Source organism: Planktothrix paucivesiculata PCC 9631, from assembly GCF_900009265.2.
GTDB classification, from domain to species: Bacteria; Cyanobacteriota; Cyanobacteriia; order Cyanobacteriales; family Microcoleaceae; genus Planktothrix; species Planktothrix paucivesiculata.
Genome location: NZ_LR734992.1, coordinates 149120 through 163718, shown reverse-complemented (window position 1 = coordinate 163718; position 14599 = coordinate 149120). Strand labels below are relative to the sequence as shown.

16 protein-coding genes are annotated in these 14599 nt (G+C 40.9%); 13 read left to right on the top strand and 3 right to left on the bottom strand.

Going from position 1 to position 14599, the window contains the following annotated elements; all coding sequences use genetic code 11:
* The first annotated feature begins 79 nt into the window (after positions 1-79).
* Positions 80-598 carry a DISARM system phospholipase D-like protein DrmC gene (drmC, locus tag PL9631_RS03300; RefSeq protein ID WP_197046248.1) on the top strand — a complete coding sequence of 173 codons (519 nt, stop codon included), beginning with the start codon at positions 80-82 and terminating at the stop codon, positions 596-598.
* 75 nt (positions 599-673) lie between these two features.
* Here the strand turns inward: drmC and PL9631_RS03295 are convergent, their stop codons facing one another.
* Positions 674-1015, bottom strand: a complete 342-nt coding sequence (locus PL9631_RS03295; protein WP_083616912.1) for a hypothetical protein — start codon at positions 1013-1015, stop codon at positions 674-676.
* Between the two features lie 227 nt (positions 1016-1242).
* On the opposite strand from PL9631_RS03295, the gene PL9631_RS03290 reads away from it, so the two are divergent.
* From PL9631_RS03290 to PL9631_RS03255, 8 genes are all read left to right on the top strand, one after another.
* Positions 1243-2730, top strand: coding sequence for a hypothetical protein (locus tag PL9631_RS03290; protein WP_083616908.1), 1488 nt, complete (start codon positions 1243-1245; stop codon positions 2728-2730).
* 409 nt (positions 2731-3139) lie between these two features.
* Entirely contained in the window at positions 3140-3496 is a 357-nt protein-coding gene (locus tag PL9631_RS03285) for a hypothetical protein (RefSeq protein WP_083616906.1), read from the top strand.
* Between the two features lie 541 nt (positions 3497-4037).
* Complete coding sequence (locus PL9631_RS03280; protein WP_083616904.1) at positions 4038-4427, top strand: hypothetical protein; 390 nt, start codon at positions 4038-4040, stop codon at positions 4425-4427.
* A 2-nt stretch (positions 4428-4429) separates the two neighbouring features.
* Positions 4430-5059, top strand: a complete 630-nt coding sequence (locus tag PL9631_RS03275; RefSeq protein WP_083616902.1) for a hypothetical protein — start codon at positions 4430-4432, stop codon at positions 5057-5059.
* Between the two features lie 261 nt (positions 5060-5320).
* Positions 5321-5656 (top strand): hypothetical protein, encoded by a 336-nt coding sequence (locus PL9631_RS03270; protein ID WP_083616900.1) that lies wholly within the window; start codon positions 5321-5323, stop codon positions 5654-5656.
* A complete protein-coding gene (locus PL9631_RS03265) occupies positions 5643-6158 on the top strand; it encodes a hypothetical protein (RefSeq protein ID WP_083616898.1) in 516 nt (171 codons plus the stop codon). The genes PL9631_RS03270 and PL9631_RS03265 overlap by 14 nt, the downstream gene beginning before the upstream one ends.
* A gap of 5 nt (positions 6159-6163) precedes the next feature.
* Positions 6164-6304, top strand: a complete 141-nt coding sequence (locus tag PL9631_RS03260) for a hypothetical protein (RefSeq protein WP_156090435.1) — start codon at positions 6164-6166, stop codon at positions 6302-6304.
* A 218-nt stretch (positions 6305-6522) separates the two neighbouring features.
* A complete protein-coding gene (locus PL9631_RS03255) occupies positions 6523-8718 on the top strand; it encodes an FtsK/SpoIIIE domain-containing protein (RefSeq protein ID WP_083616896.1) in 2196 nt (731 codons plus the stop codon).
* A gap of 10 nt (positions 8719-8728) precedes the next feature.
* Here PL9631_RS03255 and PL9631_RS03250 read toward each other — a convergent pair whose 3' ends face one another.
* A complete protein-coding gene (locus PL9631_RS03250) occupies positions 8729-9514 on the bottom strand; it encodes a peroxiredoxin-like family protein (RefSeq protein WP_083616894.1) in 786 nt (261 codons plus the stop codon).
* A 325-nt stretch (positions 9515-9839) separates the two neighbouring features.
* On the opposite strand from PL9631_RS03250, the gene PL9631_RS03245 reads away from it, so the two are divergent.
* Together PL9631_RS03245 and PL9631_RS03240 are read left to right on the top strand one after the other, a co-directional pair.
* Complete coding sequence (locus PL9631_RS03245; protein ID WP_083616892.1) at positions 9840-10196, top strand: DUF3768 domain-containing protein; 357 nt, start codon at positions 9840-9842, stop codon at positions 10194-10196.
* A gap of 105 nt (positions 10197-10301) precedes the next feature.
* The gene (locus PL9631_RS03240) at positions 10302-10832 is read left to right on the top strand and encodes a hypothetical protein (RefSeq protein ID WP_083616890.1); all 531 of its coding nucleotides are present in this window, start codon (positions 10302-10304) and stop codon (positions 10830-10832) included.
* A 2-nt stretch (positions 10833-10834) separates the two neighbouring features.
* On the opposite strand, the gene PL9631_RS03235 is transcribed toward PL9631_RS03240, so the two are convergent.
* Positions 10835-12427 (bottom strand): AAA family ATPase, encoded by a 1593-nt coding sequence (locus PL9631_RS03235; protein WP_083616888.1) that lies wholly within the window; start codon positions 12425-12427, stop codon positions 10835-10837.
* Between the two features lie 255 nt (positions 12428-12682).
* Between PL9631_RS03235 and PL9631_RS03230 the strand changes: the two genes are divergently transcribed.
* Together PL9631_RS03230 and PL9631_RS03225 are read left to right on the top strand one after the other, a co-directional pair.
* Positions 12683-13381, top strand: coding sequence for a hypothetical protein (locus PL9631_RS03230; RefSeq protein ID WP_156090434.1), 699 nt, complete (start codon positions 12683-12685; stop codon positions 13379-13381).
* A gap of 233 nt (positions 13382-13614) precedes the next feature.
* Positions 13615-14040: an aminoacyl-histidine dipeptidase gene (locus PL9631_RS03225; protein WP_083616886.1), complete on the top strand. Its 426-nt coding sequence runs from the start codon at positions 13615-13617 to the stop codon at positions 14038-14040.
* Positions 14041-14599: the final 559 nt, after the last annotated feature.

Genomic DNA, 14599 nt, shown 5'->3' with positions numbered 1-14599 from the left:
AACAATGGCTAAGTAGGGAGGCTAAATTAAACGTAAAATAGACGCAGCTCAAAAGCTTGCTAGACCTAGATCACATCTTGTGTTTATTTATGCCCACCTACTTATTGTCGTGCGCGAATTATTCGCCACTGCTCAATATAGCATCTTGATTGCCAGCTATGCCATTGATCGAGGTAAAAAAGCACAGAAATTATTTCAAATTCTCGCCGAGCGAATGGATGCCCACCCTCATTTGCAGGTCAAACTATTTTTGAATGTACAACGACCTTATAAAAGTCGTATTTCTGACACAGATTTACTGAAGGAATTTGCTCAGGAGTTTCGGAATAATATTTGGCCGGGGCTACGGTTGCCAGAGGTTTTTTATGATCCGCGATCGGTTTTTCCAACCCGTGAATCGAGAGCCTGTCTCCATGCCAAGTGTGTTGTTGTGGATGAAGAACGTTTGTTTATTACTTCTGCTAATTTTACAGAAGCGGCACACGAACGCAATATTGAAGCAGGAGTTCTTCTCGTTGATCGAGTGGCTGCAAAAGCGATGCAAAAACAATTTGAGAGGTTAGTTGAAAAGGGTTTCTTTCAAAAAATTACTATATAGAGAATGTAAAAACTGGAGATTCATAAATCAATAATTTACACATAATTTTTTATAAATAATTAATCTTGTAACCCCTTATTTATTAACAACTAAATTACACAAAACCGTAATTTTTTTAGAATCAATTTTTAATAAATTTGCACAAGTGATAATTTCACTATCAGTAGGCATTTCTTCCTCAATCAGTTTATTGATCAGTAGAGTAATCGGTTGAAGACGAACCTCATCAACTTCACTATCGCTTTGATACGGTTTAACTCCAGGGCGCGTCTCAATTAATCCCCTAGTTACTAAGGCTTCATCAACCAAGAGCCTAATTTGGGCACCTTTAGAACGACGGCCTTCATCAGCCATCTGTTCTATTAGCTCATAGATATCATCAACTTCAACCGTAATTCGTTTTTTTTGTGCTGCCACAGCATTGTTTAGACAATCTCCAGCTATTCAGTGTAACTCTGTGTGTCTTTTTTCCCAAGTTTCACAATAATCACATTATTCACATATATCTCTAAATGTGATATTATGCTAATATAAGCAGAAAACAACCAGCCGTCTTCAGCTTCTTCGTAACTGGGAAGGCAAAAATAAAAAGCCCTCCGACACTCGGAGAGCCCTTTCAAATAAAAAATCATCTTTAATTTATCATGACTACCCTATCAATTGCTACTCTGGGCTTTGAACCTCGATTCCACTACGGGGAAATCCCCGAAGCCCTGCAAAACGAAGCCGAATCCCTCGTTTCCAACATCCGGTTGTGTTTACGAAAATTCAATACTCAAGCCCTAGACCTCGCCCGTCGCATCAGCCATCTACGAGAACAATTCACCGCCAAACAATTTCGAGCATGGCTGAGTCACTACTTCCCCGATGCCGAAGAGCAAATCCGTAACTGGCTGAAAATCGTAGAACTGGCCGATCGTTTGCCCGAACTTGTAGACAATATGATGGGCTGGGCTACCAGTGCGATCGCCCTTCTTGCCCGTGGCAACGATGAACTAGTTAAAACTGTTCTAACCTCCGGTCAAAAACTCACCCTGAAAGCGATTGAAACTTTACTCAAGCCTCAAAAAACCCCAGACACCCCCCAACCTTCTCAACTTCCCAAGAATGACCTAAAAATACCCCAACAGCCTTCTGAAACCGCCCTTCGTCTAGCTCGCCTCACCCTGCATAAAGTCCAACTTGAACAAGAACTCTCTGAAGCTGTCACAGGGGATGCCGAAGCCCAATTAATCCATAACATCAAACAAACCGAACAAGAAATCAAACATCTGTGCGCTCACCTTGACCCCCAAGCCATTGTTATCCCGCCACAACCTCAAAGCACTCCCACAGACGACCTTGAAGCTGCATTAGCCACCGAACGTCAAAAAAACGCTGAATTGATGCAAAAACTTGAACACCTAGAGCAAAAACTTTCCCAAACCTATTTGCAACAACTCGAACAATTGCAAACCCAACTTCTGCAAAAAGACGAACTCATTGCTCAACTGCAACAACCCACTTCCTCCCCCGACCACGAACCCACCGTATTCAAACCCAAGTTCGTCCCAGTTCCCTTAAGTGAATTAAAAGTGGGCGATCGCATCCGAGTTTATTCCCCAGAACACAAAGGCGTTGTTGATGACTTCATCCTCGAATTAGACACCTACAACCGCCCCAAAACCAAATGGCTTGGCGTACTTGACCAAAACGATGTTAAAGCCGGATGGACGTTCGAGCGCATGAGTGGTGTTGAACAAGCTCAAAGCCAACTCAGTCTTCTCAAAAGCGAAAATCAACATCTCAAACAACAACTTGCTCAACAACAACAGCACTTAGAAACGTTACTCAGTGAGCCGGGTCACGTCCGACTTAAACAAACTTCCACAACCGAGCAATTAGAAGCCCAACTTGAAGAACTCCTGCAATGGCGCGAAAGCCTTAATCAACAAATCCAGCCCCACCTGCAACCAGGTGTTCAAGTGCGAGTCAACTTTGACCCCAAAAACATCTTCACCGGGATGCAAGGAACCATCCACAAAGCATATCAACAGCGTCCCGGTTATTGGTGGGTCAGCATCATCCATCCTGTTAGCGGACAAACCTACCAAGAACTGTTTGAACCTTGCCAACTCCAACCTCTGGTTTAAGAGTGCGGAGTTGGGGGATTGTTAGTGAGTACCTGTATATTTAAGGCTAAAGAACAAGAAAAAAGAAAGAGTTAAAACTTATTAAATCGGCTATGTGATTGATTGAAAAATTTAATATCTTTTCAAAATCTGGACTTTTTAAATTCTTTTTTTGCTGGATTTTATTTTAATTTCCCCTAAATTTAACTTTTATCTTTTCAGCCTTAAATAATATCTTTCTCACCTCTAATTCCTCAGTTCTAAGTAGGTAGGATCTATAAAACGCCACTATGTAAACGATTGTAAACCGCTCTAACGCTCTCTAATGGCCGATCGAGGTTCTTTACATATTGTTAGCTTAATCCCGCCTACCTACTTAACTCAATCATCGACCGTCTACTTCTTGCCCTCCGCACTCTTTATAAAAACTATGCAGCCCCAATACTTTCCTAACAAGTCCCCATCAATTAAAACTGAAAAATTACGGCAAATTCGCACAATTCGTCAGTTGTTATCCGTTCCTCTCCACCCCACAGAATATTGTGCGCGTTGGGTTCCAATTCTCCACAATATTCAACCTCAAGAATGGGGGTACACAGCCGCTTGTGTTCGAGAACTCTGTCAAATTACCGGACGCAAAGAACGAATGATTTACAGATGGGTTGAAACGGATTTTAAATCTTGCCCAGAAAGTGTTCAATTAATGCTTAGACAACAAGACTTACTCCTACAAATTATTTATCACGGCAGGATTGTTCAGACTGTTACACAACCTAAACCTGAATAACTAGGTTAACTCCAATTCCATTGATTTTCAACCTCAACGCTCTGTCTCCTTAAAGCTAAGGAGATTTTTTTATGCCAATCTCTAACTCAATCTCTTTAGGACGCCTTCAAGATTAATAGCCACAGAGAAGCTTAATCTGAAATTATAAACTTGTTTAGGCGATCGCTTGCTCCTTCCCCCCATCTCCAACAATTGTTTAAAATTCCCCAACTCCTCTTAAACCTTCCTAAATTCCTCCCCCTATTTCTAATCTGCTGACTCAGCACTCAGCACTCAGCAAAACCCCCAATTAACAAACAGCCTTTCACCTCCAAGAACAACTTCTTGCTGACTCAGCAAATCTCGCCTCAATTGAATTAGAAAAATACCGTATTCATGACAGCAATAAATTGACAGTTATCGGCTTTCTTTAATAGGATGTTCACCAAGACCAATGGAAATTAGTTTGAACGGGGTTCTTTCTGACCTTAAATTCAATTTCTAAGATTTGAGAAATTAGAATTGACTCAGATTCACCCCTAAACAAACTTAAATCAGTCGAATGAGTGAAACTATCGAAATCTGTTTAGAAATCAAAGAAGCTCAAATTATTGACCCCAGAGTTGTCTTTGTTAACAACAGAGCCTATTACCCCGAACAAGTCATTTATGAGTCGAGCCTGTGGAATGTTAATCGTCCCCAATTCCGTAAAGTGTATCGCCTCTTAAAAGCGGTCATGCCTCAACTCAATGAAGGGGAATACGGAACCTTAATTTCAGAAGAAGGCAAAAAAATTCTCGATGCGTTTCGGATTATGTCCCTAACCCTGGGAGAGAAAAAAGCCCTTGATGAAGTCAGGTGGGGTCGATTTAATCCTGATGAATGGCTCGCTTATAGCCCCAATTTATTAGACCGAGTTCGCAATTTATCTAAACGTCAAAATCGAGGTTAAATATGACAAACACAACTAATGGAACTTCAACGGATTACAGCCAATATGGCATTGATTTAGAACAGTTAGGTCAATCGGTGACCTCCAAAGGACAAGCCGTGGGGAGTAATGTAATTTGTTATATCCTCAGTGAGTTGTGCCAAAAGTTTCGGATGAATTTGGAATTAGTTAATTCTGAACAATTGACCATTTGGCTGAATCAAATTATTGCAATTCGTGATAGTCGCAGTGAAGGACGGAAACAACTCCGAATTGAAGAAGCCATTGGATTGTGGATTGAAGAATTACAAAGTCAAGTGAATGCCAATACTACAACTCATTCTGTGTATGATTCTTCTGGTGCGGGGTTGTATGAACGTTGGGAGCAGAAAACCTCCCAAATTGCTCAAACGGTGGCTCCCAAAATTCAAGAAATGCTTGATGACAAGATTCTTTTAGAGGTTTTTGGGTTTGGGTCTACTGATAAGGGCAATGCCAAACTTGAGGATACGGTGTCAAAGTTTGTAGCGGCTTTCAATACCGCCGCCCAACAAGGCAAACAAGAGCGCCGTAACTTAGAATCTCCCACACAGCAAGCTCAATTGGGAGGGCAAGTGCTCAACTGCTTTCGGGCGCTTAAAAGCGCATCTTGACGCGAGTGAACATACCGATGCAATTCAAACGTTGTTGGAGGAACTGTTAAGCCTCCAACACACCCAGCTTTCTCAGCAACAAGATTTGCTGGGTATAGTAGCTGAACTCAAAAATACCCTTTCTTCCTTGTCTACTTCTACTCCATCTCAGGATATGAAACACCTCAAAAACCTCCTCAATCAACTACAACATTATTGGTCTCAGCCGACTTCTGTATATCCTGTCAGTATGACCTCGGCGTTGATGTTTGGGTTGTCTTAATGAATGAATACACTCGAAAACGGCAACAACGCGGACAACAGCAAGTTCGACAACTTTCGATAGCCGTTACTTTGATAACAACGTTGATGATTTTGGTTTTTCATGATTACAAAGTGGCGATTTCAACTTCCTTAAAATTGTTGATTAACCCCATTCGCTTTATAGTTTCAACCCAATGGCTGTTGATTATTGCTGTTAGTGTCATGTCAGCCAGTATCGGTTACATCCTGGGGCGACGACAGATTCAAGTTCAAACAAATCGAGTCCAGATTGAGCTAATTTGTACTCGGGTTTGGATTCAATTTTTGAGGAGAGATCCCAATGGGAATTTTTAATCGAATTTTAGAGGCTTGGAGCCGAATAAGAAGTGGAAACAACTCGGGTTATGGCTCTCATCAAATTGATAAATCCCAGGTACTTCAACCAACAGATACCACTGTTTTCTCGCCCACTAATCCAGGTAATTTTGCTTCGATTCGTTCGGTTCCTGTTTTAGATTCACCTCGCTATTTTTCTAAAGAGGAGAAAGTGGTTCTCAAACAAGTAGCGAAACAGAGAAAAGAATCTGCCAAACATACTCAAGAATCTTATCAAGCCCTTAAGCAAATTGATGATGCGGATACAACGGTTCATTTAGCTCATTATGCTTATAAAGGTCAACTTGCAGGTAATGAAGTTAAAAAATTAGGGGCTAATTCCAATTATGCTCAGAAATTACATAGACTTCGACCTCAATATGCTCAAATGTCTCTCAATATTGATCAAGCTAACAAACAAGCCGTTAACAAAATTGCTCAGTATCGTCAGCAAATCCAAAAATCCTGGGAGAATGAATAAGAGCGATGAATTGGAAACGAGCTTCACTTCCTTGCCAACTTTTAATCGGAGCTAATTTATTCCTGATGGGTATTAGCTTAACATTAATATTAGCGATCGCCAGTGAATTAAATACAGCAGGGTTAGCGATCGCTGTTTTTTTTTAATTGCATTTATCCTAGCTCAAATAGTCGGTTGGGTTGGAGATGATGCTTGGGTTAAGATACTGAAAATCGAACTAATGGAACTTTATGGAATTCTTATCTTTACGGGTTTATCTACTGTGATAGGGATTTTGCTCTGGCTGTTGAGTCGGTGGGTTCAAAACTAATTAAAAAAGGAAAGTCGTTTTTAAGTTTAATCTTGGGTTAGGATTTATGTTATTATGTTCCAACCTCGACAACTGAATTACCGCAGTCGCTTAATTAATCAAACGCTGGAATCCGCTTATAAAATTAGTGGTTTATATTTATTTTTGGGGAGTTTACTATTATTGATTCCTCCGTTTGTTTTACCGAGAAATACCACGGCTTTAAAAGTGCTGCAATTAGCGTTAACGGGCAGTGGTATTGTTTTGTCTGGGGTAAGTTTATCCCATGCCATTCGGATTAGTAAATTAGAACCCTTGGTACGGGCTGAGGAGCAACAGGAAGAGGAGGATTATCAACATCAATTGGCGGTGACTCGCTATTACCAAGAAACTCAACGGGAACGGGTGATGGAAGCGATGCTTGAACAGTCTTCTTATCCAACTGAATCTTTACAACCTGCGGCTTCTAACACTGTTACCTTACCCCCAAATAATCATCCTTTAGCACCTATAGGACAAGCTTTAATTGAAGCGTTACTGCATTACAATTTGCCTTGTGATTGGGTGGAGGGACATCGAGGGCCAACTACTCAACGGTTGGTACTCAAACCGGTGGTGAATGCTCAAGTGAAGGTGAAGGTGGTTGACCTGAAAAATCGAGAACGGGATCTTCAAATTGCTTTGGGTTTATCGCAACCGCCTTTAATTCATGCTTTGACGCAAGGGGTGGCGTTCGACCTGAATTTGAGTGAACAAGAACGACAGTTTTGCCCTCTGGAAAACTACATTTCTTATCAATTTTTACCCGATGAAGAACCTGTGCGGATGGCAATGGGGGTAAATTTATATGGGCAATTGGTAGAAATTGAATTAGCCAACCCGAATACTTGTCATGTTTTGGGGGGAGGGGCAACGGGTTCGGGGAAGTCGGAAGCACAGAAGGCGATGTTAGCCAGTTTGATTTTACGCTATCCTCCTGAACGGGTTCAGGTGTGTTTAATTGATGTTAAACGAGTCACGTTTGCTAAACAGGAATTTGATGCTTTGCCTTGGTTATGGCATCCGGTTTGTCGGGATACGGATAGTGCGTTGAATTTGTTGGAGAATTTAGATGCCGAGCAACAGAAACGATATGAACGGTTTGAGCAGGTGGGGGCGAATGATTTGGAGGATTATAACCCGAAGGTGGAGCCAAAGTTGCGGTTGCCGCGGGTTGTTTGTTTTATTGATGAAATTCAGTATTTGACGAAGGATAAAGAGGTAAAGGGGCAGTTTGAAGCTTTAGTGGAGGGGCTGGGTGCTTTAGCGAGGGCGGCGGGGATTCATTTGGTGTTGTTTACTCAGTACCCGAAGGCGGATGTGGTAAGTACGAAGATTAAGGTGAATATGGGGGTACGGTTGGGGTTGAGGTTGCAAAGTGCAAAGGCGGGAGCGGTGATTTTGGATGTGGAGGAATGGGGAAAGCTTTGTACGGGGTTATTAGGTAAGGGGGATTTGATTTTTTCGGATGGGGGGACAATGTTGCGTTTGCAAAGTTTGTATGTGCGCTCGATTCAGGAGTTGTTACCGTCTCAATTGAGAGGTGCAGTTTCTCCTTCTCTAAAGCCTGACAATCATAAACCCTTATCTTCAAATTCTCAAGCTGAAAATAGAGTTAGTTTTCCTCAAGCCCATTTTAAATCTCCTGCTTATTTTATCAATTGGTTGAAGCACACGCTGTATCCAGATTCGTCCGATTATACGGTTTATCAATTTTCAGATTCTATTGAAATTCAAGAGATTCTTCCCCAATTAGAACATCTGGATTCGGGTTTAATACCCAATGATTCAGGAATTTTTATTTTACATGATGCGGATTTGTTGGAGATTTTTGAATTTCATACTCGGCAGACTTTACCAACTGTGATTCCGAAAGGAGTTTGTGTTTCTCTATTTCGGTGTGCTGAGAATGAAATTGAGGTGTTTCTTCAACAGTTTGAGCAACAAATTTGGGGAAACTCAACTGAAAGTTTGCCTTCGGTCAGAGATGGGGAGTTGTCCAAAGGGTTGAGTGAGTTGACTCGTAAGGATTGGGCAATTTATAATTATGCAGTCAGGATATGTTTGAAGAATCAAGCAACTTCAATGGCAGATCGGGATTTTTTATCGGGACGGGTGGCGAGTAATTTAACGGATTTGTATGACAGTTGGCAGCGATTGGAAGCCAATGGATTAGGATTAATTGATGGCAAGAGTTTTATTCCTAATTTACCTTCGCCACCGAGGAAATAGTTTTTGCGCTTTATTTTTTTTTATTATTAACAAAATCTGTGAGAAAAGATAACGGATTACTCATCTCGGCAGCGAAGCCCAGAATGGCGCGGTCTCGATGCTCATAGAGTAATTCTCCTTGACTATTAAATAAGAAAGTGGCTCCTCGTTGGGTTAGATAAGCTGAATCGGGAACGTAACTTTTCCAGTGACTTAGCACTTCTCCCATATTTCGCAGTCGCAACGTGGCTAACTCAAAGGGACGCTGAAAACCACGACCTCCTGCTAGTTTGAATAATGAACCTTTGAGTGGGGGTAAAGGAGGAGCTTGAACAATTTCTTCATCCCCAATTAATTGAGGGGCTTTTTTATCACCCCGATAGCCCCGGAATACTTCCGCTAGAGTCCCTGGGCTACCAATTCCAGCACACATCAGCATTAAGTTGAGATAAGCGTTGACACCCGGCGATAAACCGGGGAGTTTGAGGGATAGACCTGGATAAAGATTCAGGGTTTGATGCAGGTCGGCGGTGGGGTCAACAAATAAACAATCTGGGGGAAATCCTGTATAGTCACAGAATCGCTGTCCTGAAGTGCGATCGCCAATTCCTACGGCCCGGATTGCGATTCCTTGCGCTTGAAGCTGTTTAGCCTCTCTTTTTAACCACCAAGCATACTCCAAGCTATCGAAATCTCCCAATTGGGGCCAGATTAGCACGAGTTGTCTGGGTGAGGATTCGCAACCGCTCAATAGAGAGGTTACGACTCCATCACTGACCCGTTGGCGTTGAGTTTGACTTAAGAGCGTATATGTCATTTCTGAGCAAATGTACACTTTAGAGGGGTTCTATAGATTAATTAGATTTTTCTATTATTCAATGCCTTTAGTCAATTTAATTGCAGATGTCCAAAATTAGCCGCATTATCCGATGAGAGGTCAACATGGTGGAAAATTTTCCACCATGTCCCTTCCGTTTGCCTTTTTTCCTTTTTTTGGAATAGGTGGGTTTAAGCGATGCCGACAGGCGGCGGCTACGCCATCGCAGTTCATTTTCTGGGATTATTGTGGGTTGGGAAGCTCTTCATCTCACCTAACTTCCGCGCTAACGCGCCGATTGAGGGTGAAGATTGTTTAAAAAAATATGACTGACACCTTAACAAAAGCTGAACAAATTGCTCGTCTTAATGATCAATTACGCTCTCAAAATTCACAAGTTGGGGCTATTCATTTGTCCCATAGTGTTGGGCTTCTACCTCCCCAACAGCAACAACAACTTCTCCAATTGCTGAAAGAATTTAACTCGTTTTCACCCGATAATAACCCTTACGGAGAACGAGATTTTGTGACTTTAGAATTAGATGGCGATCGCTACTTTTTCAAAATTGATTATTTTGAGAAATCCGCTTGGCTTAAAGGGGAAGAAATTGGCGCTAACAGTCCTGAAGATGTTAATACCACTTGGAGAGTTGGAACTTTAATGGAGAGCAACGAATACTAATTTCTGCAACAAACTGTGCTTAGAAAGCGGAAAGTTTTTGAAATGGAAAATTTTCCATTTCATCCCCATAACGGGGACTGAGAGGGACAAGTTGAGAGAAAATTTATGCCTGTCCCTCGCACAAGTCCGTTTTATGGAACCGTTGATGAAGCTTTAATCCACTGCGCTTACCATCAAGTTAAAAACTTCCTCCAAGCTGGGCCAGAACATTCTGAAAAATATGATGCCTTAGCTTATTTAGAACTTGCTTCAACCTTAGCGACGGCTCGAAAACATTTAGTGAATTCGATTTTTTGGCAAAAAGCCAGCTACGAAACTCGCCTTCAGATTTCTCTGCAATTAGATTGCCTAAGCGAACAAATTAAGAAGAATATTGAACAATTTGGAATCCACTGGAACCAGTATATTGAAACCTTAGATTACCAACCTGTAGACATCATTGAACTGCCAGATTATATCGAGCCGAATAATACTGAACAAGTGCAACGCTATCAATCTATTACATTAGGGGAGTTGAGCCACTCAATGTATAATCTTCAAGAATTGACCAAGACTTTCAGCCATCAGATTCTCTCCCGAACTATACAACAAAGCAAACCCACCCCAACCTATCAACAAAAGAATTTGTTTGAGTAATCCTAGCCAAACAATTCTTGAGGAGGAATCGCAAATTTTGAAACATCTACACCCGCCACCGGACGGGCATAAGTTGCTTGATTACGAATTGCTAAAATCTGTTCTTCATCTCGAATCAAAGCTGGTGTAAATTGATCACGTTGCTGTCGTAAATCTTCTAAAGTGATCTTTAATTGTTCCGGTTGTTTCCCTTGCTGATAGTTGCGATAGTAAATTTCCTCGGCACATTTTTTAACGGCATTGCCAATTTCAGCAGGGGTGCAAAGCCGATAATCCCGTAACAAAATTCGCCATTCCTCATCTGTCCAAGGAGATTGAGAAGAATTGCGAAACTCTAGGAAATACTTTTGCAAATGTAGGTTAAAAATGTCATACATTGCCCCTTCATGGGGTAAATCAACGAAGAAAATATCATCAAAGCGACGAATTAATTCTGGGGGTAACATCCCCAATCGATTAACCGTTGCTACCATGTAAATCGGCTGTTGTACTTCCTGCATCCAAGTCAATAGTTTCCCCGATAAGCGCCTTGAAACTCCACCATCCGTATTAGAATTCCAACCTGCAAACCCTTTATCAAAATCATCCCAGTACAAAATTGTTGGGCTTAAAGCTTGAGCCAATTCTAACAACTCGCGCAGTGCCAAATCTGGCTTTAGGGAACCAATAATTGCGCCCCAATCAGCAGCTAATAAAGGCACTCCCATCTTCTTGGCGGCTAACTTGGCACTCAAACTTTTTCCAGTGCCAGGTGGCCCCCAAAGAATCATTCCTTTGGGAAATCTAAGCCCATATTTCTCGGCTTCTGGATTGAGTAAAGAAGCAACTTTTGAGAGAAACTCGTCTAGCAATTCTAACCCTCCGGCTTGCACAACATCCGGTTCAGAAATTAACTCTAACCCTCGCCCTTGCAATTTGTTAACTTTGTAGTTGAGTACCCAATCAGCTAGGTCTTCAAAACTGTTAGTAAATGCTAGACTCTGTTGTAAAATTAACTCAATTTCTCCTTGTGCCAATCCTAGACAAGCTCGCACTAAACTTTCTTGAATAGCAGTATCTTTTTTTCCCAGCATCGAGAAAGTGTCATGGCAAAATGAAGCAACTTTTTGTTGCACCCAAATTCGATCCGCAATAGGAGCTTTCAGCACTGGAATTAAAGGTTGTAAATTAGCAGGTAAATTGATATTATTTTCCAATAAAACCCAGAACTGACGATGCTTATTTTCTGATAAGTGATAGTAAGCATTAACCAGTTGAAATTCACGCTGTTTATCCGTCAGATCTGCTCCTGATAACTCTAAAATTCCCTCAATAATAAAAATTCCTTCGGTTTGATTTTCTAATAAATCTAAAAGCGGATCGGAGTTGGCTTGTAAATTAGTATTCTCTAAGCGGCACCCGCCTTTATCTTGACAACTAACTTGCTGAAAACATCGGTAGCCACAATTCCAAAATAAAACAGGCAGTTGTAGATTTTGACCCCATTCATAGAAGTGAGTTAAAATCCTGACTCGATCCGTTGTACAGTATTCTAATCCCACTATCTTGATTCCTCGGTTTGCCAAGAAAAGCCAATTTTGAAAAGGATAGATCATAAAATATTAGGAAGTATTAAGCAGACTATTTCCTATTGAGCTTTCTTAATCGGTATTTCCCATCCCTCTCTTGCTCTATATAACTGATTTAGCTTTTATTCCTTAAGTTAGATGAATATTTTAACTCCATCATTTAATGATAAAATCAAAAAGAATTTTAATTAATTTTAAATTAACCATTAATAATAAATTGGGAAATTTGAAAGCGCCTAGCGGCGCAGATTGCCACGAAGTAATTAAATTAAATTGAACTTCATGGTAACTACAACGAATAAAAATAACTCTCGCACATCTAATGGCGCGGGAACTTTCAATGGAAAAACCAACGGTGTGACTCCTAAATCAAAAAGCACCGGATTACCTGTTCCTAGCAATGGGAATGGAATCCGTCGTTCGGCTGTTTCAGTTGAAGAACAAGCTAACGCACTGCTTGAGCGAGTCAGAACGACCATTGTTAAAAAGTTTGGCGTGAAGCTGCAACTTCGCGAAAAACGTCTTCAAACAAAAATCGGTCATGCCATTAAAGAAAAGATCGGTTTGGATATTGCTGCTCAATTGAAAAAACGTGGCAAAACCATGAACTGGCAACGTTGGAATAATGAAGTGTTCCCTACTTTGTTCGGACAACCGGATGCCCTGCGTCATGATATCGAAACTTTAGCTTTGGTTATGGCAAAACTGTACGATGTTTTCGAGTTAGATCCTCAAGAAGCCATTAAAAGCCTCGTTAAATTCAATCAAGAATCCCTTGCCAAACGCAATAGTTATCTTCAGCAAGAGCAATCTAACAATGATGATGATATTGATGATTTGGAAGATGATGATGATGAGGAACCAGAAGATTTGGAAGACGAAGAAGACGATGACTTTGAGGAAGAAGACGAAGATGATGAAGACGAAGATGATGAAGATGAAGATGATGAAGATGAGGAGGAGGAGGAAGATTTAGAATAACTAATTTTCTGCTCTGATTTGATTCATGAAGCGTACCTATCATTTCATATCCATTTGACTATTACTCTACCTTAAGGTAGGGTAATTTTTTTTAATGATAAATTTTAAATTAATTTTCAACAAATCGAAAATAGCGATCGCTATCATACAAAAAACTTTAATTTTAAAATTGAACATAAGAAGACAGCGATCGCTGCTTTGGGTGTGAACATTATTTGAATAGGAAGATCAAAATGATTGTAACTTCTAAAAATCGTAAGTTCCATTCCGCTAAAACCACAAAGTCTCAAAAAGCTTATACCAAAGCTTTAGACCAGTGCATTAGCTATAACGAAAAACTACGTTTGATGGTGCTAGAAGTTTTAAGAGAAGAATCTGGCCGTGAGCTTGCGAGTGCTGCCCGTTTTAATAACCACGATTTTGACTGGGAAACCCACAATGCTCAATTTCGTGAAGACTATGGCACAACTTCCTTAAAAGAACTGATGCAGGCTGCACAAGCTCTTTATGGCCTGAATGATGTTGATGCCATTCGAGAACGTCGAGCCAAACATCGGGGCATCCGCAACGAACGGATAGCTCGCCAAAACAAGGTCATTGCCCAAAATGCGTTAACACTGGATGACGGGATCGATGATCATGAAATTGAGATGGATTAAGCTCACACACCTACAACAATCTTTGATGGCTCCTTAATCACGCTAACTGCCTACTTCCCCACCATAGGGGAAGCTTTTTTTGCCCACCCACCCACCACCACTAAGGACATAGTGGATAATCCCGACAGGCATTGATGGAAAATTTTCCATTGGCTTTGTTACTTCTGTAGTACAAAAAAATACATTTGAGATTGAGTGGCTTTCTGTTGCGATACACAGTTCAAAAATCTACTTGAAACAGCGAGGAAAAAGTAGGGAACAAATGCACTATTTTCCCTTGGATTTCCTTTTGTAGCCCGTTGTAGTGCGGCTAATTAGGTATCATTTTTGACATTTTTCTGGCTAATCTAAACAAACAAGAGGAAATTTATGCACTGTTTTCCCTTCTGTTTTTCCCACAGTGGAACAGCAAGCCATGTCAAAATTCGGTACATCAATTTTAGTAAGTAAAACTACTCATTTTAGTAGGTTAGGATTTTGTTGTTCTGAGATTATGGGTTGCAATTGGATCGCCGCGAAAATAGTACGAACCTTCACTAACGACTTTAAGAAAAGACAA

Excerpts from the sequence above, each read along its gene's own strand:
- PL9631_RS03290 (WP_083616908.1), top strand. The coding sequence starts at position 1,243 with ATGACTACCCTATCAATTGCTACTCTGGGCTTTGAACCTCGATTCCAC.
- PL9631_RS03285 (WP_083616906.1), top strand. The coding sequence starts at position 3,140 with ATGCAGCCCCAATACTTTCCTAACAAGTCCCCATCAATTAAAACTGAA.
- PL9631_RS03280 (WP_083616904.1), top strand. The coding sequence starts at position 4,038 with ATGAGTGAAACTATCGAAATCTGTTTAGAAATCAAAGAAGCTCAAATT.
- PL9631_RS03275 (WP_083616902.1), top strand. The coding sequence starts at position 4,430 with ATGACAAACACAACTAATGGAACTTCAACGGATTACAGCCAATATGGC.
- PL9631_RS03270 (WP_083616900.1), top strand. The coding sequence starts at position 5,321 with ATGAATGAATACACTCGAAAACGGCAACAACGCGGACAACAGCAAGTT.
- PL9631_RS03265 (WP_083616898.1), top strand. The coding sequence starts at position 5,643 with ATGGGAATTTTTAATCGAATTTTAGAGGCTTGGAGCCGAATAAGAAGT.
- PL9631_RS03260 (WP_156090435.1), top strand. The coding sequence starts at position 6,164 with ATGAATTGGAAACGAGCTTCACTTCCTTGCCAACTTTTAATCGGAGCT.
- PL9631_RS03255 (WP_083616896.1), top strand. The coding sequence starts at position 6,523 with ATGTTCCAACCTCGACAACTGAATTACCGCAGTCGCTTAATTAATCAA.
- PL9631_RS03250 (WP_083616894.1), bottom strand. The coding sequence starts at position 9,514 with ATGACATATACGCTCTTAAGTCAAACTCAACGCCAACGGGTCAGTGAT.
- PL9631_RS03245 (WP_083616892.1), top strand. The coding sequence starts at position 9,840 with ATGACTGACACCTTAACAAAAGCTGAACAAATTGCTCGTCTTAATGAT.
- PL9631_RS03240 (WP_083616890.1), top strand. The coding sequence starts at position 10,302 with ATGCCTGTCCCTCGCACAAGTCCGTTTTATGGAACCGTTGATGAAGCT.
- PL9631_RS03235 (WP_083616888.1), bottom strand. The coding sequence starts at position 12,427 with ATGATCTATCCTTTTCAAAATTGGCTTTTCTTGGCAAACCGAGGAATC.
- PL9631_RS03230 (WP_156090434.1), top strand. The coding sequence starts at position 12,683 with ATGGTAACTACAACGAATAAAAATAACTCTCGCACATCTAATGGCGCG.
- PL9631_RS03225 (WP_083616886.1), top strand. The coding sequence starts at position 13,615 with ATGATTGTAACTTCTAAAAATCGTAAGTTCCATTCCGCTAAAACCACA.